The organism is Clostridium sp. 'deep sea', assembly GCF_014931565.1.
Classification (GTDB): domain Bacteria; phylum Bacillota; class UBA994; order PWPR01; family PWPR01.
In genome coordinates, this window is the sequence record NZ_CP063353.1 from 1,630,959 (window position 1) to 1,653,263 (window position 22,305).

General features: G+C 30.7%; 23 protein-coding genes and 1 riboswitch. Of the genes, 5 read left to right on the forward strand and 18 right to left on the reverse strand.

Annotated elements, in window-relative coordinates; translation table 11 throughout:
- Window positions 1-230: 230 nt before the first annotated feature.
- Entirely contained in the window at window positions 231-1,163 is a 933-nt protein-coding gene (locus IMX26_RS07660; RefSeq protein WP_195161081.1) for a magnesium transporter CorA family protein, read from the reverse strand.
- A gap of 224 nt (window positions 1,164-1,387) precedes the next feature.
- Here IMX26_RS07660 and IMX26_RS07665 point away from each other — a divergent pair, with 224 nt between their 5' ends.
- The gene (locus IMX26_RS07665; RefSeq protein WP_195161082.1) at window positions 1,388-1,588 is read left to right on the forward strand and encodes a hypothetical protein; all 201 of its coding nucleotides are present in this window, start codon (window positions 1,388-1,390) and stop codon (window positions 1,586-1,588) included.
- Between the two features lie 13 nt (window positions 1,589-1,601).
- Window positions 1,602-1,763, reverse strand: a riboswitch (M-box (ykoK) riboswitch).
- A gap of 78 nt (window positions 1,764-1,841) precedes the next feature.
- On the opposite strand, the gene IMX26_RS07670 is transcribed toward IMX26_RS07665, so the two are convergent.
- The 5 genes from IMX26_RS07670 to IMX26_RS07690 form a co-directional block, all read right to left on the reverse strand.
- Window positions 1,842-2,570 carry a hypothetical protein gene (locus tag IMX26_RS07670; protein WP_195161083.1) on the reverse strand — a complete coding sequence of 243 codons (729 nt, stop codon included), beginning with the start codon at window positions 2,568-2,570 and terminating at the stop codon, window positions 1,842-1,844.
- Complete coding sequence (locus IMX26_RS07675) at window positions 2,560-3,423, reverse strand: 4Fe-4S binding protein (RefSeq protein ID WP_195161084.1); 864 nt, start codon at window positions 3,421-3,423, stop codon at window positions 2,560-2,562. Before IMX26_RS07675 ends, IMX26_RS07670 begins: the two co-directional genes overlap by 11 nt.
- A gap of 104 nt (window positions 3,424-3,527) precedes the next feature.
- Window positions 3,528-5,432 carry an ABC-F family ATP-binding cassette domain-containing protein gene (locus IMX26_RS07680; RefSeq protein WP_195161085.1) on the reverse strand — a complete coding sequence of 635 codons (1,905 nt, stop codon included), beginning with the start codon at window positions 5,430-5,432 and terminating at the stop codon, window positions 3,528-3,530.
- A gap of 22 nt (window positions 5,433-5,454) precedes the next feature.
- Window positions 5,455-5,808, reverse strand: a complete 354-nt coding sequence (locus IMX26_RS07685; protein ID WP_195161086.1) for a VOC family protein — start codon at window positions 5,806-5,808, stop codon at window positions 5,455-5,457.
- 79 nt (window positions 5,809-5,887) lie between these two features.
- Window positions 5,888-7,219 carry a PLP-dependent aminotransferase family protein gene (locus tag IMX26_RS07690; protein WP_195161087.1) on the reverse strand — a complete coding sequence of 444 codons (1,332 nt, stop codon included), beginning with the start codon at window positions 7,217-7,219 and terminating at the stop codon, window positions 5,888-5,890.
- A 144-nt stretch (window positions 7,220-7,363) separates the two neighbouring features.
- Between IMX26_RS07690 and IMX26_RS07695 the strand changes: the two genes are divergently transcribed.
- Both IMX26_RS07695 and IMX26_RS07700 read left to right on the forward strand, forming a co-directional pair.
- The gene (locus IMX26_RS07695; protein ID WP_195161088.1) at window positions 7,364-8,533 is read left to right on the forward strand and encodes an aminotransferase class III-fold pyridoxal phosphate-dependent enzyme; all 1,170 of its coding nucleotides are present in this window, start codon (window positions 7,364-7,366) and stop codon (window positions 8,531-8,533) included.
- Between the two features lie 4 nt (window positions 8,534-8,537).
- The gene (locus IMX26_RS07700) at window positions 8,538-9,395 is read left to right on the forward strand and encodes a DMT family transporter (protein WP_195161089.1); all 858 of its coding nucleotides are present in this window, start codon (window positions 8,538-8,540) and stop codon (window positions 9,393-9,395) included.
- Window positions 9,396-9,448: 53 nt separating this feature from the next.
- On the opposite strand, the gene IMX26_RS07705 is transcribed toward IMX26_RS07700, so the two are convergent.
- Together IMX26_RS07705 and IMX26_RS07710 are read right to left on the reverse strand one after the other, a co-directional pair.
- Window positions 9,449-10,201 (reverse strand): hypothetical protein, encoded by a 753-nt coding sequence (locus IMX26_RS07705; protein WP_195161090.1) that lies wholly within the window; start codon window positions 10,199-10,201, stop codon window positions 9,449-9,451.
- Window positions 10,202-10,210: 9 nt separating this feature from the next.
- Window positions 10,211-10,549 (reverse strand): helix-turn-helix transcriptional regulator, encoded by a 339-nt coding sequence (locus IMX26_RS07710; protein ID WP_195161091.1) that lies wholly within the window; start codon window positions 10,547-10,549, stop codon window positions 10,211-10,213.
- Between the two features lie 248 nt (window positions 10,550-10,797).
- On the opposite strand from IMX26_RS07710, the gene IMX26_RS07715 reads away from it, so the two are divergent.
- On the forward strand, window positions 10,798-11,484 hold the full coding sequence (locus IMX26_RS07715; RefSeq protein WP_195161092.1) for a response regulator transcription factor: 687 nt from the start codon (window positions 10,798-10,800) through the stop codon (window positions 11,482-11,484).
- A gap of 65 nt (window positions 11,485-11,549) precedes the next feature.
- On the forward strand, window positions 11,550-13,598 hold the full coding sequence (locus IMX26_RS07720) for a HAMP domain-containing sensor histidine kinase (protein ID WP_195161093.1): 2,049 nt from the start codon (window positions 11,550-11,552) through the stop codon (window positions 13,596-13,598).
- A gap of 33 nt (window positions 13,599-13,631) precedes the next feature.
- On the opposite strand, the gene IMX26_RS07725 is transcribed toward IMX26_RS07720, so the two are convergent.
- The 10 genes from IMX26_RS07725 to IMX26_RS07770 form a co-directional block, all read right to left on the reverse strand.
- Window positions 13,632-14,096: a hypothetical protein gene (locus IMX26_RS07725; RefSeq protein ID WP_195161094.1), complete on the reverse strand. Its 465-nt coding sequence runs from the start codon at window positions 14,094-14,096 to the stop codon at window positions 13,632-13,634.
- 47 nt (window positions 14,097-14,143) lie between these two features.
- Window positions 14,144-15,649 (reverse strand): S41 family peptidase, encoded by a 1,506-nt coding sequence (locus IMX26_RS07730; RefSeq protein ID WP_195161095.1) that lies wholly within the window; start codon window positions 15,647-15,649, stop codon window positions 14,144-14,146.
- A 490-nt stretch (window positions 15,650-16,139) separates the two neighbouring features.
- The gene (locus tag IMX26_RS07735) at window positions 16,140-16,478 is read right to left on the reverse strand and encodes a PadR family transcriptional regulator (RefSeq protein ID WP_195161096.1); all 339 of its coding nucleotides are present in this window, start codon (window positions 16,476-16,478) and stop codon (window positions 16,140-16,142) included.
- A 27-nt stretch (window positions 16,479-16,505) separates the two neighbouring features.
- Window positions 16,506-17,036, reverse strand: a complete 531-nt coding sequence (locus IMX26_RS07740) for a permease (protein WP_195161097.1) — start codon at window positions 17,034-17,036, stop codon at window positions 16,506-16,508.
- Entirely contained in the window at window positions 17,036-17,512 is a 477-nt protein-coding gene (locus IMX26_RS07745; RefSeq protein ID WP_195161098.1) for a permease, read from the reverse strand. The genes IMX26_RS07740 and IMX26_RS07745 overlap by 1 nt, the downstream gene beginning before the upstream one ends.
- A 325-nt stretch (window positions 17,513-17,837) precedes the next feature.
- A complete protein-coding gene (locus tag IMX26_RS07750; RefSeq protein ID WP_195161099.1) occupies window positions 17,838-18,419 on the reverse strand; it encodes a flavodoxin family protein in 582 nt (193 codons plus the stop codon).
- Between the two features lie 14 nt (window positions 18,420-18,433).
- Window positions 18,434-19,741 (reverse strand): ABC transporter permease subunit, encoded by a 1,308-nt coding sequence (locus IMX26_RS07755; RefSeq protein WP_195161100.1) that lies wholly within the window; start codon window positions 19,739-19,741, stop codon window positions 18,434-18,436.
- A gap of 15 nt (window positions 19,742-19,756) precedes the next feature.
- Window positions 19,757-20,737 carry an ABC transporter ATP-binding protein gene (locus IMX26_RS07760; protein ID WP_195161101.1) on the reverse strand — a complete coding sequence of 327 codons (981 nt, stop codon included), beginning with the start codon at window positions 20,735-20,737 and terminating at the stop codon, window positions 19,757-19,759.
- 11 nt (window positions 20,738-20,748) lie between these two features.
- On the reverse strand, window positions 20,749-21,372 hold the full coding sequence (locus IMX26_RS07765; RefSeq protein WP_195161102.1) for a TetR/AcrR family transcriptional regulator: 624 nt from the start codon (window positions 21,370-21,372) through the stop codon (window positions 20,749-20,751).
- A gap of 225 nt (window positions 21,373-21,597) precedes the next feature.
- On the reverse strand, window positions 21,598-22,044 hold the full coding sequence (locus tag IMX26_RS07770; protein ID WP_195161103.1) for a CGGC domain-containing protein: 447 nt from the start codon (window positions 22,042-22,044) through the stop codon (window positions 21,598-21,600).
- Window positions 22,045-22,305: the final 261 nt, after the last annotated feature.

The window sequence follows — 22,305 nt, forward strand, 5'->3', positions numbered from 1 at the left end:
CCATAATGTTTCTAAATGATTAAGGTAGAGCTAGTCCTGTTGAGGCCAGACCCCACCGTGAGGTTTGCCAGTCATTTTGGGTGGGAGTTTTTTTGATAGGTTTACGTTATAACAGATACAGGATGGCACAAGGCCATCCCCTACTTTGGCTTTGCTTTTATGCGTTAATTATATGTAAAAAACAGGGCTTCTCTTTGTAGAGTAGCCCTGTTGATGTCTTATAATTGTAACTAAAACATTTTCTTCTTTAATAACAAATACACAGATACTCCACAGAAAACTATAGATACCCCTATAGTCACTAAAAATGCCCATGGATTGTTTTGCAATGGTAGCGGTACATTCATACCGTAAAAGCTAAAAACTATTGTTGGTATAGCCAATACAATTGTTATAGAGGCTAAAAATTTCATTACCATATTTAAGTTATTAGATATAACCGAGGCAAAGGCATCCATAGTGCCACTTAAAATACTACTATAAATAGTTGCCATTTCTATGGCCTGTTTATTCTCGATAATTACATCATCTAATAATTCAACATCTTCTTCGTATAACTTAAACTCACCCATTCTACGTAAACGCTCCAACACTACCTCATTAGATTTTAGGGATGTTGAAAAATATACCAGTGATTTTTCTAGTTTTAACAGCTCTATTAATTCACTATTTTTAAGTGATTTATGCAGTTCTTTTTCTATTTTACTGCTTTTATTATCTATTCTTCTTAAATAGATTAAATAGCGAGTTGAAGCTCGTAACAATATTTGTAATACAAAACGGCTCTTAAAATTAGTATAAAATCCTCTTATTCTTCTTTTAATAAAGTCTTTTATAATGGTGTTTTCTGCTAAACAAACTGTAACTACACCTTGGTCAAACAGTATTATACCCAGCGGAATTGTTGTGTGAAAATTGTCATCGTCTTCTTGTTTTCTAATAAGAGGTATATCAATAATAATTAAAATTTGACCGTTATCCGACTCAATATGTGATCTTTCTTCTTCATCTAGGGCAGCCCTTATATAGTCGGTATCAATACCTAGCTTGCCAACACGGTCAATCTCTTGCTCTGTAGGGTTAATTAAATTAATCCAAATATTGTTTTCAAAGTCCTGTAATTCTTTAAGATTATTGTCAACAGTTTTTAAAATCTGTAACATGGTTATCCCTCCCTTTTAGTCGAAGAGATACCTTATTTGCCACTCACTTTATGGCAATAAAATGTATGGCAAAATAAGCTTTCTCTATTGGTTATGTTACTCACTAAGCCCCATTTACTAGGGTCGCCGTCCATTCCATCACCTCCGAAATTATATTGCTAACTAAGTTAACAATGCTAAGCTGTAGAAAATGTTTGTTTGTATATAACGTTATACTATAGTATGTGTATTTTATAGTATCTTATAACGATGTAAACAAGCATAGTCAGCAGTTTATTATACGGGTAGCTAAAGCAAATTGTTACCCTCATAAAACTCCAAAAACAAAAAGGCTTCTTTCAACAAGTGAAAGAAGCCTTGGTTTTACAATAACTCAAATATTCTGCAAATCGTTGCAAAATAATTATGCTATTCAATTGCCTTAAAGCAACCGTAGCTACATATTCACCCGTTGAGCTTTAGCACTGCACAGCTTTGGATAAACCAGCTACATTAAGTAGAGCCTTATATTCGGCAATACCTGTTAACCCATTGGCATCTCTCGATGTTTCCGGGTAGCAGCATATATCTGTACAGGAACCTCACCTAACGCGGTTTTTGGATTACTATCATTATAACACATTTTAAATATTTTATTAACCTCAAGAAGTTACTTTTATAAACATAAGTGTTTATTATTTATTCACCTTTAATAAGTTGCTCAAGTTCTGACTTTACCTCTGAAAATTGAAGTTCATTTGCAATGCAATAATCTCTTATTGTTTGATTTTCATCAGCTAATTTACTTTTAATAATTTCCTCAAGCTCTTCAACCTCAACACCTTTTGCAATGATCTCTTTAAAAGTTGTTTTTCCATTAACAACTTTTTCTTCATTATTCTGCTCATTATTGTTTGTTTCATTCACTTCACTTACTTGTATCGGCTCTACAAGGTGGCTTTGTATATATGTTATTTGCTCATCATTAAGTATTGCATTATTTAATAAAATTTGTTCAGCTGACTTAGGAAAATAAGTGTCATCATCTAAGTCAATTGGTAGCCCTTTATATAGAGCCACAAAAACTTTTACTGAATGGGTACCAACCTCTTTACCTTGTTCAGCTGACTCAGCGTAAAGCTCTTCGAGATATTTACACAAAAATTCTGCTTTTGGTTGGTCTTCTGGTACTGCAAAAGCAGTTGCTAGGTCATTTAAGGAAATATTAAATAAACTACTAATATTTTCAAAGGTATAAGAACCGCGTATATCTAAAGGATTATACTCTCCAGCAAACTCACCATTTTTAAATTTTACAGGAATCTTACTACTTTGAGTGTTCCATAAACCAAATACAGAAGATAAAGCTATACTTCCAAAAAGTATAGTTACTACTGATATTGCTAAAACAAACTTTCTAACCCTCATATTTTTTAGCCTCCTGTTTTAGCTTTGTTGATAAAGTAACAGTGTTTGCTATTGGACAAGCTGCCTCACTAGTACACTGCATGCAGGATATACATTGGTGATCATTAACTGAATTTTTTTGGGAAACCTTTATATTCATAGGACAACTAACATCACAGGCACCACAATTAATACATGTACTTTCAGCTCTACGTATTTTAAAAATTCTTATATAATTAAAGAGACCTAAAATACTTCCATAAGGGCATAAATATTTACAGAAAGGTCTTTCAATAAATAAAGACAGTACAAGTGTCATTATTAGAGCAATATAAGCTGTAATAGCAACCTCGTTTGTAAAGAAATTAAACAATGCATAATAGGGGTCATAGTTTTGGAAAACTAACTTTGCAGTAACAGCCGTATTATATAACACTAACCCTAAAACAAAATAGCGTATATATCTTAAGTAATAATCCAATTTTACTGGTATAAAGTTATTGTATCTTCTCTTAAAAATTTTACGACCTATTTTTCCAACAAACTCCTGTACAGTGCCAAAAGGACAAATCCAGCTACAAAAAGCTGGACCAAATAAGATTGATATAATAAATACCGCCACTGTCAAAACCATTGAAGATGCATGAATTTTTTGAACAAATACGCCAGCTGTAAATAAACTATATAATGATTCAATACCACCAAATGGACATATAGCATGTAATGACATATGTCCTAAAAAGGGTATGCCCTGTCCATTTTCTACTAAAGCTTTATTAATAACTATTAACAACACAAGTATGAAAAAGAAAAATTGCACAACAAGCCTAAGGGATTTTCTTTTAGGCTTTTGTGCATTTGATATTTTACTCATTTTACCCGCTCCCATCTTGTCTTAATATAGCTTTATTGTGTGTCAGCTATGTGGCAGATTGGGACTATATAAGGTTTTTTTATATTTGTACATACTTATATACGTTACTTATTATTATTATTAATTTTCTCTGCTAAATCGGTTAAATATTCCCACCTAATCATCAACTGATCTAGTTGATTCTCTTGCGTTGTTAGCTTATCTGCTAACTCTTGAAGTAGGGTATAATTATCTCCTGCTGTATTTATTTGATTATTAATATCTTGAATTTGCAGCTCTGTGTTTTCAATTTTATTTTCTATTTCTTCATATTCTTGTTTTTCTTTATAGGTAAATTTTAAATTTGGTTCTTTTTTATATTTCTTATTATTTTCAGTTTTTTTTGTTTCTTTAGCTGTTTTAACTTCTATATTGCTGGTTAATTTTAAATACTCGGCATAACCTCCAAAAAATTGCTTAACTTGTGCACTATTATTAAAAGAAAATATTTTATTGGCAATTTTATCTAAAAAGTATCTATCATGTGAGACCGCAATAATAACACCCTTAAAGGCTGTTATATACTGCTCTAAAATAGTTAATGTTTGAATATCTAAATCATTAGTCGGCTCATCTAATAATAAAACATTAGGGCATTTCATTAACTCTCGTAATAAATAAAGTCTTTTTCGCTCACCACCAGATAATTTACTGATAGGGCAGTATTGCATACTCGCAGTAAATAAAAATAACTCTAACATTTGTGAGGCAGTTATAAAGTTACCATCTTCAGTACTCATAACCTCTGCAACTTCTTTTATATAGTCTATTGCTCTTTTCTTGGGATCTATTTGCTGATAATCCTGTTTATAATAACTTAATTTTACTGTAGAGCCATACTCAATACTACCACTATCCGGCTGTATACTAGTTGATATCAGATTCAATAAGGTTGATTTGCCTGCTCCGTTAACACCAACAATACCAATTCTGTCGTTAGGGTGTATGGAACATGTAAAGTCTTTGATTACAGTTTTATTGTCATAACTTTTACTAATATTATTTATTTCAATAACCTTTTTACCTAAACGGCTCACCCCTACATTAATGCTCAAATCGTTTTTATTCTCGTAGCTGTTTAGGTCTTCTTTTAATTCATTAAATCTAGCTATTCTGGCTTTTTGTTTAGTGCTTCGTGCCCTAGCACCCCGCCTCATCCAAGCTAATTCTTGCCTAAAAATATTTCGCTTTTTGCTTTGTGTTGCCAGTAACTCTAATTCTCTTTCTGCCTTTTTTTCAACAAAAACAGAGTAATTACCCTCATATGAGTAAATTTTGCTTCTATCAAGCTCTAAAATTCTATTTGTTACTCTATCCAAAAAATAACGATCATGGGTTACCATTAATAAGGCACCTTTACGCTCTAGAAGGTATTTTTCTAGCCATTCAATAGTTTCGTTATCTATATGATTGGTCGGCTCGTCTAATATTAATAGTTGAGAAGGTTGAATTAAAGCCTCCGCTAAAGCTACTCGCTTTTTTTGTCCACCAGATAGTGTTCCTATTTTTTTATTAAAGTCGTAAATTCCTAGCTTGGTTAAGATGCTTTTAGCTTCATTCTCTAATTGCCAAGCGTGTTTATTATCCATTTCGGAAATTAACTTCATTAATGTATTTTGCAGTTTTTCATCGCTAGGGTTTTCTATTGTCTTTATGTTTGCTAACTCGTACCTTTTAACTAATTCAAATAATGGCTCGTTACAATTAAATATTTGCTCTAAAACTGTAAGATCATTGTCTAAATTTGGGTTTTGAGCTAAATACTTAATGGTAGTTTCTTTTCTTTTAGTAATTTTGCCAGAGTTAGCTTGTTCTTTACCTGCAATAATTTTTAATAGGGTAGATTTTCCTACTCCATTTACCCCAATCAAACCTATTTTATCAGCACTAACTATGCCAAATGTAATCATACTGAATAACTCTTTATCGAGATAGCTTTTACTTAAGTTTTCAATCGCTACTAGATTCATATTTATACCTATTTCTTTAGTTTTAAAGCCCTAAAATTTCAATACGTTCGTTGTTTGGTCCTCTAAAAAATATTATTTTACCAATCTCTGTATTGCGGGCTGGTCCATCAAATTTTATATTTAAATCTTTAAGTTCCTGTACTTTTTTTTCAAAATTATCCACTTTAAATGCTAAATGTTCTACTGGACCAATAGTTCTTAAGCTATTTTTAGGTTTATAAATTAACTCAATTGTTACTCCATGAGCATCTAAAAACACTAATTGGGTTTCTTGTTTTTGTAATTTATTTATTACTGAGCAATCCAATACCTGAGTATAAAACTTAATTGACTCGGGTAGATTTAATACCTTTATTCCAATGTGTTCGAATTTCATGTGTTGGTCCCCCTAAAGTATTTTATTTTACTAACCCAATATACCATAAAGCCTCTACATTGTTAAAATAAATTTTAGATCATTTGTTCATATATTTTATTTCATTAAGTATTGTGAACACACCCTGTTTTATTTGCTGTTTTGATAAAGCTGAGATACATAATCTTAAGCTATTTTGTACACTCTTTTGTTTAGCATAAAAGTTCTTAGCTGAACTTATTAAAATATTTTTGTTAAGAAGCCTTAACTCTAATTTGTTTACATTTATTTTTTTTGGCAACGTTAGCCACACAAAAAACCCAGTTTCAGCCTTTATAAAATCTAAACCCGGTACTAAGTTAGTTTTTAAACAGGCATTAGCATAGTTCATTTTGCTTTTGTATTCAGACCGAATTTTTAATAAATGATTGTTAAACATACCACTTTTAATAAAAATAGCCAAGCCACCTTGGGCTAAAATAGAGGTGTTTATATCATCATATTTTTTGTATTTAGTAAAGCTTGTTTGTAGCTTTGTTGGTAAAATAATAGCACCTATTCGTAAACCTGGCATAAATGATTTAGAGAAACTTTTTAGGTATATTACCTTTTCACCTGTATCGTAGTTAAACAAAGTAAGATTATTGTTACTAGTAGCTAAATCTCCTAAGTAATCATCTTCAACAATATATACATTATAGATATTGGCAAGTTCAACTATTTGCTGTTTTTGCTTGTCTGTGTAAGAACTACCTAAGGGGTTATGAAAGCGAGGTATGGTGTAAAAAAATTTAATATTATTATTGGCAAAGTGATATTTTAGCTCAGCCATATCTATGCCCTGTTTGTCTCTTTTAATGCCATAAACTTGACCTTTACCTAACTCTGCAATTCGCTGCATTAAATTATATGTTGGTTGTTCCACTAAAATATTATATTTATTGTTAATTGGCATATTCATTAGAATGTTGAGGGCCTGCTGTACTCCAGAGGTTATAAAAATGTTTTCTGTTTTGCTATATATATTATTTTGCCAAAGTAAATTTTGAACAATTTCTCTAAGTTGCATTAAGCCTTTTACCTCTCCGTAGGTAAAAAGCTCTTGTTTATAAACAGCTATGGCTTTAGTAATGCTATGGTTAAACTCTTTATAGGGTAATAAACGGGAATCTGGCAGGGTTGTTTTAAAGTCAATTAACTGACTATTACTCTTGTTATTCTTGGTGAGGCTATCTACTACGTAATAGCCACTTTTAGGTATTGAATAAAGATAGTGATTTAGTTCTAATTCTTTATAGGCTCTAATCACCGTGTCCTTATTGCAAGTGTATTTAGTTGCCATATGTCTAATAGAAGGCAATTTGTCTCCAGCATTGAGCTTACTGTTTAAAATTAAGTTTTTAATATCTCTAACTATTTGCTCATATTTCATCTAAAAACTCCTCTAATATATATAAAATCAAAAATAGACTTACCACTACTATCTACCTGTACCCGTACAGAACTAAATTTTAAAAGGTGTCCTGTCTTTATTAAGCCATATAATAATTATAAAAGCAAACTAGGAGGAATAAAAATGAATAACAAACAACATATTTTAAAATGCCACGGAATATTAGATATTGATATTATTGAGGCCACCCAAGCAGTATTAACAACTAGTAACAATAAAAAAATTATAGACTTTGAAGCTGGAATTTGGTGTACTGCTTTAGGTCATAATAATGAGGCAATTAACTCAGTTATTGCAGATCAAATAACAAAGGTAAGTCATTTAAACACTCGTCTTGTAAGTCCTTGGGCTGAAAAACTGGCTAATTTGTTAACTGAAATTACTGGTCTTAACCATGGTAAAGCCACTTTTTTAAGCTCGGGTAGTGAGGCAGTAGAAATGGCGATTACACTGGCTAAATTAGTTACTAACAAGTCAAAGCTATTAAGCTTTAATAATTCTTATTTATCAGCATATAGTCATATGAGTATGCCTAGATCTCAAAAAATATTTACCGAAATAGATTTTAGACACTGTAATAGCTGTAACAAACACTATAAATGTCTTAATTGCCCTGTAGTAAAGAACATAGATTTTAGTAAAATTGCTGCCTTTGTATTCGAGCCAGGTAATACCTCAGGAAAAGTGATTTTACCAAACAACAAGCTTGTAGAATTTTTAGTACATCAAGTTCAAAATAACGGAGGTTTACTTGTTATAAATGAAGTAACTACTGGCTTTGGAAGAACTGGCATGTGGTTTGGTTACAATCACTACAACATAAAACCTAATATTATTGCAATGGGCAAAGCTTTAGGTAATGGCTACCCCATAAGTGCCGTAGTTATGGACAAAAACACTGCTTTTGAGGTAGAAAATAAAAAATTTACCTATGCTCAATCACACCAAAATGACCCTTTAGGTTGTAGAATTGCTTGCCAAGTGATTAGTCAGTTTAAAAAGCAAGAGCTATTAAAAAAATCTCAAGAGCTAAGTCAGTTTTTTATAAAAAGTCTACAAACTATTAATAGTAAACAAATTAGGGGTGTAAGAGGAAGGGGATTAATGTTAGCCTTAGAGTTAAATAAAGAAAATTTAGCCAGCTTAATGTATAAAGAGTTACTTAAAAGAGGCTTTTTAGTTGGCTACCACCCCACTGAGAATATTTTGAGGTTTTATCCTACTCTATTAATTACTAAACAACAAATATTGGCTTTATGTGATGAAATAGCTACCATTTTAACAGGGGTATAATGACGTGGCTAGAAAAAAAGCTTTAATAATGCTTATTATCGCTGCTGTATTATGGAGTACAGGTGGTATTTTAATTAAAAACATAAATCAAAATGCCTTTGTAATAGCGGGAACCCGTAGTGGTATAGCCGCATGTGTAATTTTTATTTATTTGCATAAACAAAAAATAAAGACCTACCCTACTAAAAATAATTTAGTAGGAGCATTGTTGTATATGTTAATGGTTGTTTTATATGTAATTGCCAATAAACTAACCTCTGCTGCTAATGCTATATTATTGCAATTTTCTGCACCTATTTGGGTTGCTATTTTAGCTAAGTATTTTCTAAATGAAGATATTAAAAAACAAGATTTAGTAGCTATTATTTTAGTAATAAGTGGCTTAACCATTTTCTTTATTGAGAATTTATCATTTACTCAAGTTTTAGGTAATAGCCTAGCTGTTTTAAGTGGAGTAGCACTGGCTAGTGTGGTAATATGCTTTAAACTCACAGGAAGTGACTCTGCAATTACTACTACTTTTTTAGGCAACAGTTTAACCTTTATAACTTGTTTTATATTTGTTATAAAAGCAAACTTTAGTTATGGTGATATTATTAATTTAATGGTGTTAGGTATTTTTCAGTTAGGTATCTCTTATGTAGTTTACAGCATTGCGGTTCAACATGTAACAGCAGTAGAGGCCATTTTAATAACTGTGATTGAGCCTATTCTTAATCCTATTTGGGTATTTATTTTTTCTGGTGAAAAACTTACCTTAAATGCCCTTATGGGTGGAACCATTGTGGTACTTACTATCGTTGTAAGAGCAATATACAATACAAAAAAATCTAATTTAATAAACAATAACACATATAATTAAATGCAAGCTATAAGGGGTTGCTACAATACTTTTTGTACTACCCCTTATTTATGTTATATAAAAAGCTTTGTTAATATCTGTAATACAAAATCATGTAAGTATGGTACCCCATGTTTAGCTGAATTAATGCTATATCTAAAAACATTTATGATATTTTGCCAATTTAGCTTGCTGTATTCATACATATACATACCTGTACCATTTTGGTTATAAAATCCTACTATTCCTTTAATCTCAGCACCTATAGTCATATCTGCTAAAGCAACACCTCCAACTGCAAATACCTTGGCAATAGCACAACCACCAACGGCTATTAAGTAAGAGAATGCGACACCACCTATGGCAAAACCCAAAGATAGTGCTATTCCACCAAATGCACCGATAATACCTAAAGATATTCCTCCCATAGCTATTATCCCTAAAGGCAAACCGCCTATGCTAAGTAAGCCAAAAGAAAATCCACCTATACTTATTAAGCCAACTGCAATATTACCAATAGCAACTATGCCCTTGGCAACTCTACGGTTTTTGGTATTTACATGAACCAAAGGAATACCAAATACTTTAGTATTTGAAATATATTCATAACCCATTAGCTTATTTTCTTTTAAATTAAGATTTTCAATAAACTCTAAAGCAACCTCGTAAGGATTACCTAACAGATCTTCTGCACTTCTGTTAAAGCTATACTCTCTCTTTTCAGCAAGAGATATTAATAAATCTTCTTTTATACGATTCTTTAGTTTTTTTGAACAATTAATATGTGATAGAACTTTATTGATATATATTTTATCTTTATTATACATTTATAACCCCTACCCCTCTAACACTTGATTTGTTGCAAAAACAAAGTCCTGCCAAGACCTTAAATATTCTTGATAGGTTTCTAGGCCTAACTTAGTAATTGAATAATACTTACGAGGAACAGAGCGTTTAGTTTGCTGATATATTATTTCATTTTCAATTAAACCTTTGTCCTCTAACCTATATAAAACTGGATACAATGACCCCTCTTTTAAGCTAAAAAATTCATTACTTTTGGCAGTTAGTATTTTTATTATTTTGTAGCCATAGAGACTTTCATTTTTACTAAGTAAAGATAATATGAGTATATCCAGTACACCCTTTTTTAGCTGTTTATCTATTTTATTCACATTAGCACTCCTTAGTACTTAGTAATACTAAGTATATTATTTATCTAAGTATTTTGTCAATAATACTTTCAAAGATAATGTTGTTTAACTAGGTTAATTTATTACCTTAAAAATTAATACATTACTCTTTAAGAAAGTCTTAATGATTTGTTAATCTTTTTTGTAATAAGTAGTTGCTACAATAAAATTACATTAAAGATTATGGTAGTGTTATAATATGGACATAAAAACTCTAGAGGTGATTGTTAATGAATATTTTGGTATGCGATGACGATAAGGAAATTGTTGAGGCAATATCAATTTATCTTAAAAATGATGGTTACAACGTAATTAAAACCTACAATGGTTATGAAGCGATAAAGGCTCTGGAAACAGAAGATATTCAATTAATTATTATGGATATAATGATGCCAAAACTAGATGGTATTCAAGCCACCACTAGAATTCGTGAAACAAAAAATGTTCCTATTATAATGGTATCTGCCAAAGCTGAAGATATTGATAAAATCATGGGATTAAATATGGGGGCTGATGATTATATAACTAAACCCTTTAATCCCTTAGAGCTCCTGGCCAGAGTTAAATCTCAGCTTAGACGCTATACTAATCTTGGTGCAATGACTCCTAATACTAATAAGTTTATTAATGGAGGCTTAATTATTGATGATAATAGCAAACAAGTTACTCTTGACGGTGATGAAATTAAGTTAACTCCTATAGAGTACAATATTTTAAAGCTATTAGTGAAAAATGCTGGAAGAGTGTATTCAATAGACCAAATCTATGAAAATGTTTGGAATGAACCAGCTCTTAATCCCGAAAACACAGTAGCAGTGCATATTAGAAGAATTCGTCAAAAAATTGAGATTAACTCTAAAAACCCTAAATATCTTAAGGTGGTTTGGGGTGTTGGTTACAAAGTTGAAAAGTATTAATTATAAATTAATTAAGACATAGTTAAATAACTTATCTTAATTAATTTTTTGGAGGTGCGAGTTACATGCTTGCTAAAAAAATTTTTTACAACCCTTTATTAAAAACAATTGCCTTTATTCTTGTTATTGTTTTATTAACAAGCAGTATTATAAATACAATACAAGTTGTAAAAGATATAGGTTACCCGGAGGCACTGATTAATAAAAACTTACTAGAGACTTCTCAGTTTAAGTCTGAAGTAATGTCAAAAATACACCATATAGTATACCCCTTAAAAAAATATAGAAGTGAAGAATATATAAAGCAGGGTAATACACTACCAGATATATTTGAATATAATACTGAGACCCGAGATTTATTTGATAAATATAAAGATGAATTATCTAAGTCTGATTCAGATAAATACTCAAATTCAAGTCAATCTGAATTAAAGCAGTTATTTATTAAAGAACGAGCTACTGAAATAGAAGAAGCCCAAAAAGAATTAATTGCTGAGCACTTAGAATATTTTAATAACGCCCTTGTTGAGGTGAAGGAGCTTGAAAATATAAACTTTTATATGTTATATAATGGTATAGAGTACACAAATAATGCAAAGCTATCTATATCAAGCTTAAAAACGAAGCCAATTTATTTTTACTATGAAAATAATGACTCATATTCAAATATAAGTATAAGTAGATATACAGTATATCAATATAGATATCTCTCCGACTTTAACCGTAAAGATAAACTTTACGTTAGCTTTGATGAAAATTATCTACGAGCTTATACTAATGATTGGGATAATGATAGAGGGGCTACCACAGGTTTATATAGAAATATTGCTTGGAAAATGGCAATTTTTTTAGTACTGTTAATTTATTTGTTTATTGTAAGTGGTAAACGTTTTTATGATGATAAAATACATTTAAACTTGTATGATAAAATTTTCTTTGAACTACATTGTATTGTTATAACATTAGTTTTTGCAGGAATATGTAATGAGGCATGTTATTTAAACTTAGGCTCCAAAACAGAGTATGTTCTTATGTTTTCGTATTTAGCTGGCTTAATTACCCTAGTTCTAGGTTTATCATTGGCTGTAGCAAAACATATTAAGAATAAATCCTTTTTAAACTTTTTAGGTGTTTACTTTATAACCTCAAAAGCAATAGAGTTAATAAAAATGATACTAAATAGTTTTCCAATAGCATTTAAAATGTTACCAACCCCCAATAATGCTAATAATCTAAAGAATATTGTCAATGGAATAAAGCAGGTTAAAGATGGTGAACTCGATTATGTTATAAAGACAAGAGGTAATGGCGTTTATGCTGAAATTGCTAATGATATTAACAATATTAGCCAAGGACTTAAAACTGCCATTAATAGTGAGTTAAAAAGTGAACGCCTAAAAACTGAGTTAATAACTAATGTTTCTCATGATATTAGAACACCACTTACCTCAATTATTACGTATATTGATTTGCTAAAAAAAGAGGGTCTTAATTCAGAAAACTTTGAAAAATATCTTGAGGTTTTAGAGAGCAAATCTTTACGCTTAAAGAATCTTACCGATGATTTATTTGAGGCCTCTAAAGCCTCGACAGGTAATATTCCAGTTGAGCTAGAAACTATTGATATTATTTCATTGGTGAAACAAGGTATGGGTGAGCTAGAGGATAAAATTAATGACTCAGGCTTAGACTTTAGGTTGAATTATAAAAAAGATAAAATACTGGTGAGTGCCGATGGTAGATTGCTTTGGAGAGTAATTGAAAACTTAATGTCTAATACTTTTAAGTATGCTATGCCAAACTCACGGGTTTATATAGATATAAAAGAAAATAGTCAAACTGTTGAGTTAATAATTAAAAATGTTTCTAAATACGAGCTTAATTTAGATGCTAACGAATTAGTGCAACGCTTTACAAGAGGAGAAGAATCAAGAACAAGTGAAGGCAGTGGCTTAGGCCTAAACATAGCTAAAAGCCTGATAGAATTACAACATGGTAAGTTTAATATTGTGATAGATGGTGATTTATTTAAGGTTAAGTTAATTATCTTAAAGTCATTTGAGCCCCTAAAAGTTGAAGAGATAGCCAAAGATACAGATATTAATGAAGAATAAAAACAGGGTTCACTGAAAAGTGAACCCTGTTTTTTACTCATTTGTCTTAAGATATAGTTCAACCAAAGCCTTTTTACCAACAATTTTTATTACGTTTTTACCTGGCTCTAAACTAAAATCTATAGAATCTTTACCCTCTTCTTCTAGTAGAGTAATAACCTCTTTATTGGCATTTACAAGTACCACTTTAAACTGGCCTTGTTTTATTTTTATATCATAATGCAAAGTCATGTTTTTGCTTTCTGTTGTAGAAAAACTCCAAATAGTATCTACCCCTGTTAGTTGAAAGCTTAGTTCAGCAACATTATCTTTAACTTGACCTTGCCTACTAAGGTAGCTATAGGAGTCTGCTGAACCAGCAATAATTTTATCGTTATTGTAAATATTGTTTTGATTAAAACCACTAAATAACCATTTCATCATTGGGTTAAAAACAAAAGTACCCACTAAAACAGTAAGAAAAATTATAACTAATAAAACCTTTATATTCTTATTCATTAACATCTCCTCAATTAATTTGTCTGTGTGAATCTAGTATACTAGATTTACTTAATTTTTTCATTAAGAAAACATATTGCAGCCTCTAGTTGGCTATCTTTTTCTTGTAAAACATCGCTTAGTTTTAAGTTTACATAAAGATCTATAGAGCTATAGGTGTTCTCTAAATGTTTATAATTTATATCTCTAGTTTCAAAAAAACCATAGGTTACCGCATATTTACCACTAGGTAAAGCTATGGAGGTTGGCAAGCCATATCCCGACAAGGGTATTGTATTACCTATAACTGTAGCTAAATCGTAATCTAAACAAGCTTTTGCAAAAAATGAAGCAGAACTAAAAATACGTTCATTAACCAAAAGTGCAACAGGTATTGAAGTTAAATACTGCTCATCATTGGGTTTAACTGACCACGCCCACCATTTGCTATAACCTTTTTCAGCAAAAACTTTAACTGTTCTACTTCGCATATTTTCATATATTTCTCTAAAATAATACATATCTAAAAATCGCTCAGATTTTCGCAATCGGTAGTAAGCAATATCAATAGTTTCGGTTACTAAAAAGCTTAGTACATCTCTAAAACTGCTGTTACCTCCCCTATTATGCCTTATATCTATTACAACAGCTTTTATCTTATCTTTTTTAAGCTCTTTAACTATGTCTTCGAATCTTCTTCGGATAAATCTTCTTTCACTTATGAAGGTTGGGATTTTTATATAGGCTATGTCTTGATTAATTTTTCTATAGGAGGGTAGTTGAGATTTAAATACTCCAAAATTAACACCTTGAATATTATTAAGAGGTACCTTATTATATTGTTTAGTTGTGTCTAATTGCCATATGCTTTTACTACCATTAAATTCTCTTAGTTCAATATTTAATGTCTTTGGTAATTTGTAATTATCTTCATAAAAATACCGCCAAAAAGTCCCCAATACTGCGATATCAGATCGACCCAATGTTTTATCCTCAAATCTACCATACTTTTCGTTTATGTTATCTACAATTTTATTAAAGTTGATACCATCGATAGAGATTATTTCTTTACCCAATACACTATTGCTACTTAAGGTATAGTGAGGTGAGGCCGCAACTATAATCGGTCTATTTTCTATGTATCTTACTTTAAATAAACTAGTGATTGAGTAATTAAAGTTATAAGGATATTCTACTAAAACGTTAAAAGAAGAGTGACCATCACGTAGTTTATATAACATTTGGCAAGCTAACTCATAAAAATCTGCTTCTGTTTTTATATTTTTTAATTCATTAATAGCCTCTTCATACAATTGCTGCCAGCTAAAATTAAATAGTTCTTCTTTATATTTAAGGTTAACATAGTTATTTTTAATTTCCTGATATAAAAACTCTAAGTCTGCAGCATATCTTTCACTATCGCTTTTAAACTCATCATAAGTAGCCAAATGTTTATCGTATATTCCATAAAAATTAAACCCTTTTAAGGTTATTAAAAAATAACTAATCGTAAATAAAAATATAACTATAGATAACCCAATTATCTGCCATTTACATTTCTTTATTTTAAGCAAAAAGCTATAACCTCCCTAAAAAAACACAGCTATATATAAATCACTTATAATTATTATATGTGTATGTTAGTTAAAGAAACTTAACTATCTTAGTATTTATAATAACTTAATATACTATATTATGGCAAGTTATGACTGAAATGGTAGTATAAAAAGAGTAACATCTTAATATTTAGGTAGAGACTATAAAAACTTAACTTATACGACAAATAATATAGCTTCTGTGCCATATACATGTTATATTATATATATGGCTGCCTTGCATAAGACAGTTATGCACTCATATTTTTTATATTTATTTATAAAAAAGCCACTTAAAGTGGCTTTTTTATGTTTATATCTAAGATAAAATTACTAAAATTAAACATAAGAACACAAAAATGAGTTCTTTATGGATATTCTTCAAAAATTATTAGTGTTAAAGCTATCTAACTAAAGTGTTACATTTCAATTTGTAATAGTAAAAAATATTGTTTTATTTTAAAGCTAGTTAATTTAATTTAAGTTCATCATACAAACAAATAAAACTATTTAAATTATTTATACAAGCCACAATATCTTCTTTATACTCCGCTAAAAGTTCTATACCTAAAGCAGTTATACTATATACTTTTTTTGGGGCACCACTTTCACTCTCTATCCATTGCGAAGTAAGTCTTTTATCGTTTTCTAAGGCCTTTAAAGCTCTATAAATTGCAGCACTATCTATAGTATTTTCAGTACATATATTATTTAGCTTATTTAGAATTTCTAAGCCATAGGCAGGCTTTTTAGCCAGTATTAATAATACAAATGCAGGAGCATGCCTACCTCTTTTATGTTTTTTCATTTTTAACCCTCTCACTACAGTAATACTTTAAGCTGCTTCTATTTTAGCATATATTTCAGTCTTTGTTTTATTACATAATAAACGTTCCATTAACAAACTACCTGTTACATACACTGTTAAACTACTTAGTATATGAATAATAGTAAATCTACCTCCCAAAGAAGCCCATTCATACATAATTATTGGTAACTTCATACTCGACCAAGTACTGACAAATAAAAATACATAAGATAAGCGAGCACCTTTTTTAAGTAATAAAGCTGCTACTGGAAAAGCTACATAAAGAGGTCCAGCCCCTATGGCTCCCATAAAAACAGCTATAATTCCTCCGAATAAACCAGACTTGTCACCCATGTATTTAATCATAGTTTCACGGGGCACCCAAACGTCTATTAAACCGATAATCACAAAAATAGGAGGCAATAAAGTTAATACAGTTTTAACATTACTAATAGATAAGTTAAAAGCCATTAGGCCTTTTTGTTGATTAACTAAATACATAACTAAAATAACTAAAGATGTTAGAAGAGTCCATTTGTATTTTTTAAGAATTTTCATTACATTAACCCCCATACTAAAATTACAAATACTATTGAAGCAAATAAACCAAGTAAGTTACGAATAATTGAAGTCCGAACCCCAAAATACTTACTCTCTACTCCAAAACTAATAACTCCTACAGCCATTAGGGTAGAGATAAAGCCTGCAACTTGTGGGTATCCTGCACCATACTGCAGTAAATTGGCACCCAAAGGAAACGCAACAAAACTCGGTACAAAAGCAACAGCCCCTAATATTAAACCTAATATTACGCCATAAACCCCTGACCCACTTCCGAAAACTCTTGAAATAAATTGGGCATTAACAATAGCTAATATTGCACCCATCATAATCATCATTGGTATTAAGGTTGGTGCTAACTTTAAGGCAGATTTGCCTGCTTTAACTAAAGCTTTTTTGGTTTTTTCACGGCTTTTTACCAAAGATATTATTAGCAATATGACTGCTATGCCATACAGAATTGAGCCATTCATTTACATCACTTGCCTTTCTTGATTGCTCAACTGCTTTATACATATATATGCTTTATACATATATATGTTATTTACATATATCATGTTTTTAGTTTAATTTGTAGTTGAGAATTTGTCAAGCGTTTTTTGTAATTACTTATTTTATGTAATTTAGCATAACTGAAAGGGAAACGAACGCTGGGGACGGGTGATTTTGTTCGTTATCCGAACAAAATCACCCGTCCCCAGCGTTCGTAAAGTAAAACTACTGCTAAAACAAATCGTTATATAAGTTCACAGTAAATAAAAAAACTGTACACTTGCTTAAAGCAGTGTACAGTTTTTTTTATTTTAGCGATTCAATTACTTTATAGGCATAGTTTTTTGCCAATGCAACTGCTTTATCATTTGTAAAAGTTGTTTTACTATCTAAGTCTTGCACTGCTAACATTCCTAAGTAGTGCAAATTAGAGTGTTTAGCGTAGCGTTTTACTCCCTCTTCGAATACCCCTGCTCCCTCTTCTATTTCATAACCACAGGTTGTTACCAAAGCCAACTTTTTGTTTTTCCATAAACAAGGTCCTGGCTCTTCGCCATAGTATTTATTCATACCATATACCAACCTATCCATAACTGCTTTAAGTGGTGGGGTACAGTACCATGAGTAAATAGGTGAAGCAAACACAATGCAGTCAGACTCTAATACAGAGCTATAAATAAGATGCATATCATCTTTTTTAGGACAGCCAGGTTTGTCAAAGATATCCTGACATCGCCAACATGCAGTACATGGCTCGATGTGCATATCCTTTATGGTTAAAAAATCTACCTCTACATTGTTATTTTGCAACTCTGTTATAAATGGTTGTAATAATAATTTTGTGTTACTGTTATTGCGTAAACTAGCAAATAAAATACTTACTTTCATTGTTCTCCTATCCTTTAACTAAAATCTTTTTTGTTATATTTAATTAATCCTACAATATATGATAATACAGCTATTGATATTAACACAGCAACATTTGAAGACTGTAAAGCATAGCCAACCTCTGTTACATTGCTATTAATGTAACCAAAAGGGGTTATTTGTGTTAGTATTTTAGTTTTTGAAGAAATACCTCCAAATGAATCCATGAAATACATAACTAATATAATAACCATAGCTACTTGTGAGCTGTTAAAAGAGCCTTTAACTATTGCTGAAAATGCAAAACTCAAACTGGCTAACACTATTATTAGTAACAACATATAAATATTTAACACAATAAAACTATTAAGATTGTACTTAGTAAATAACCCTTGTTTAAGTATTGTACCATTTAGTAGCTTATTAAGTTCATCTACTTTGTTTTCATTATTTATTTTATTTAAAAAGAAGCTTGGTGATATAGCATAAAAGTCTTTTACTAGATTTTTAGAGGCTAAAAATTGACTTTTAAAAGCTATAAACTCTGTTTCACTTTCACTTACAGAAGCTAAAAACTCTTCATCACTAAGATCAGTTATCCCAAACATTTTTTTAAATTTGGTAGGGTTTTGCTTAATAGCTATAAAAATGCTCTCGGGTGAATCTAACAATTGCTTAAGCATTTCATCTATGTCTTGCTTTTTTATACCACTCTCTTTTATTTCTTGCTCGTTACTTTTATACTCTGTTAATAACATGTCATAAGCAAAGCCGTTAAAGTCTTGCTCTATAAAACTTAGCCAGTTAGAAACAGTTTGAGAGTTTTTTAGTATGTTAGTTTCTATTTCTGTTGTATGTTTACTTATGTTTAGTTGATAAGGAGCCGCCTTTTTTTGAACCTCTAATGAAACATAGCCAACTGTAGCTAATACTACCGAAAACACTAAAATTAAAACTAATAATACCAGATACTTGCTTGCATATATTCTTGACCTAGTTGTTGGTCGTGATAAGAGGTACTCTATAGAGCCTTGTTTTTCTTCTTTGGCAATTAGCTCGGCAGCAAAATAGCTAAAGAATATAGAGCCTACTAATACAATCCACATAGAGGAATATGCAGCATAAAAGCCCATTAAAGAGCCAAAGGCATTAGCATTCATGCCAAATGCAGTCATCATATTTTTCATAAACTCATTTTGCATAAAACCCTCTAACATATCCATGTTTTCTGCAATAGTAGGAAAAAATGTCATACTAAAAAAAATCATACTACCTAAAATTAAAACGGTAAAGAGTACTTTTTTGTAATTCATTTTAAGCTCTGATTTAAACTGATTATTCATTTATTTATTGCCCCCCTACTCATAGTAGTGTTTAAATATATCTTCGAGTGTTGGTTCGGTTACAGTTAAATTAGTAATACTATATTTCGCTAACTTTTTCACCAAGTCATTTACTTTTCCTGAGTAATTAAAGCTAATTTTACTTGTAGTATTATTCACTTTATTAATAGTAAGGCTCTGAGAGTTAACTGTTAAATTAAATGATGTTAATAAACTATTTATATGGCTTTGATTTACCCATATTGCTACCTTTTTTAGGTTATTTTGTTTTAAATGCTCTACTCCTTCATCTCTTATTATTTCGCCATTTTTAATTATGGCAACTTTATCACATACCTTTTCAACCTCACTTAAAATATGAGAAGAGAAAAAGATAGTACAGCCTAAATCATGCTGTTCTTTTAAAAGATCGAAATATTTGTCTTGCATTAGGGGGTCTAACCCACCTGTAGGTTCATCTAAAATGAGTATTTTGGGGCTGTGTATCATACTTAAGATAATACCCATTTTTTTTGTATTGCCAAATGATAAGTCAGCTATTTTTTTATTAACATCTAGCTGTAGAGTATCTACAAGGTAGTTTACCTTAGTATTCATCATTTCTTTTCGCTTTAAGGGAGTTAATTTATAGATACAATCTTGCCAATCTTGGGCAATACTCTCATCTAGCCATGAGGTATGTTGATAATACTCAAGGCTTTGCTTTATTAGCTGAAACACTTTAAGTTCTTTATAAAGATTTATTGATGATGGTAAATAACCAACAAAATGCTTAATATCTAAAGCATTGGTAACAATGTTTTTACCTAAAATAGTACCCTCACCACTAGTAGGAAAAATTATATTCATCAACATCCTAAGGGTGGTAGATTTGCCTGCACCGTTTGGTCCAATAAATCCATAAAAACTACCACTTGGGATAGTTAAATTAATATCTTTGGCTCCTAAAGTTTTTCCATAGTACTTTGTTAAAGACTTCATTTCTATTGCATTCATCGCCCTGCCTCCTACTCAAATATCTCATTTACTACAGCTCTTATCATGTGCATATTAAAAATATCTATATTGCTATTAAGCTCAGTTGCTGTTGTTTGTAAATAGAATAAAGATCTCAACATATCAATTGCCAGCTGTGGTGTCACTTTAAGGATTAAATCTTGTTCTATTAATTGCTCTAAAAGCTGTTGATCTGCCTTTAATAACTGCTGTTTTAAACCCTTAGGAATATTTTGCAGTACATCTTGAATAACATCTCCTTGTAGTATAGCTTTAAATAGTTCATTGTGGCGACACTCTAAAGTTAGCTTGCTCATAATTTCTATTAAAAATTGCTTTTTATTTGTTGAATTACTCATTGTTACAATTATTTGATTATGAAACTGTTTCTCTAACTCCGAAAAAATAGTTATTAATAGCTCCTCTTTAGAGCTAAAAAAATTATAAAAACTACCTTTGGCAATACCTAGTTTTTTAGTTATAGCACTTATCTTAACTTCTTTGTAGGGTTTTTGTTTAAATAAATCACTTGCAACTGTAATGATTTTCTGTTTAATTTCAGCTTTTTCTATTTCGGTAAATGCTCTTGCCATAGAACTGCCCCCCACTACCTCAATTAAGCTCTTGTTATTCATCGTAATACTATGACCAATAGCTACAATAAAGTCATTGGTTGCATAAAAAAATAAGAGCTATGACCAAAACTCAGTTATGAGTCATTTATATAGTAACACTGCCACTATAAACTGTCAATATATTTAAATTGTTAAGCTAAAAGATTACATGAAAAACTAAAGTGCTTAGCTTCTAAATATAGAATCTAAGCACTACAGCATATTTTAGTTTAAATACCTATCTATTTAGTTGTAAGCTAACCTTGTTTTTTCATCACAAATAACATCTTTAATAAGCTCCTGCCACCTATCTGACTGCCATGTTTTTAGTTCTTTATGGGTGTCATAATATTTTTGTGGAATTGGATGGGTTCCTATTACTACTTTTATGCCATACTTTGTTTCAATAAACTCTTTAAATTTAGTTATTCTTGGACATGGTGGGTAACCAACAACTAAACCAGTTGCCAAGTGAATAACTTGAGCCCCATTCTTTTTCATTTCAGCAGGGGCATACTCAATATTACCGCCTGGACAACCGTCACAGGTGGTATAACCTACTAATTCTACATCTTGACCTTTATACAAGCTAAAGGCACCTTCTCTGTTTTGCAAGGCTCTAAAACACTTTCCACCAGCACAGGTATGGTACCTGTTACAGATGATAATAGCAACTTTAATTTTTTCTCCCATTATGTATCACTCCCTACCTATAAGTATAGTAAGGTGCTCTAGTAGAGTCAATATTTTTTTAGACATATGGTCATCTATTTTGCTTGATTAGTTGTATGTAAAATGCCTGATTATTATTTTTAATGCTTGGGTAAATGTTTTAATATGCAACACTAATAAATAATAGCATAAATTATCCTTTGTTATGAACTAGAAAATTGTATTTTTATCTTTTAAGACAACATCTATATAATATTAATGTAAATTAATATTATATTTACA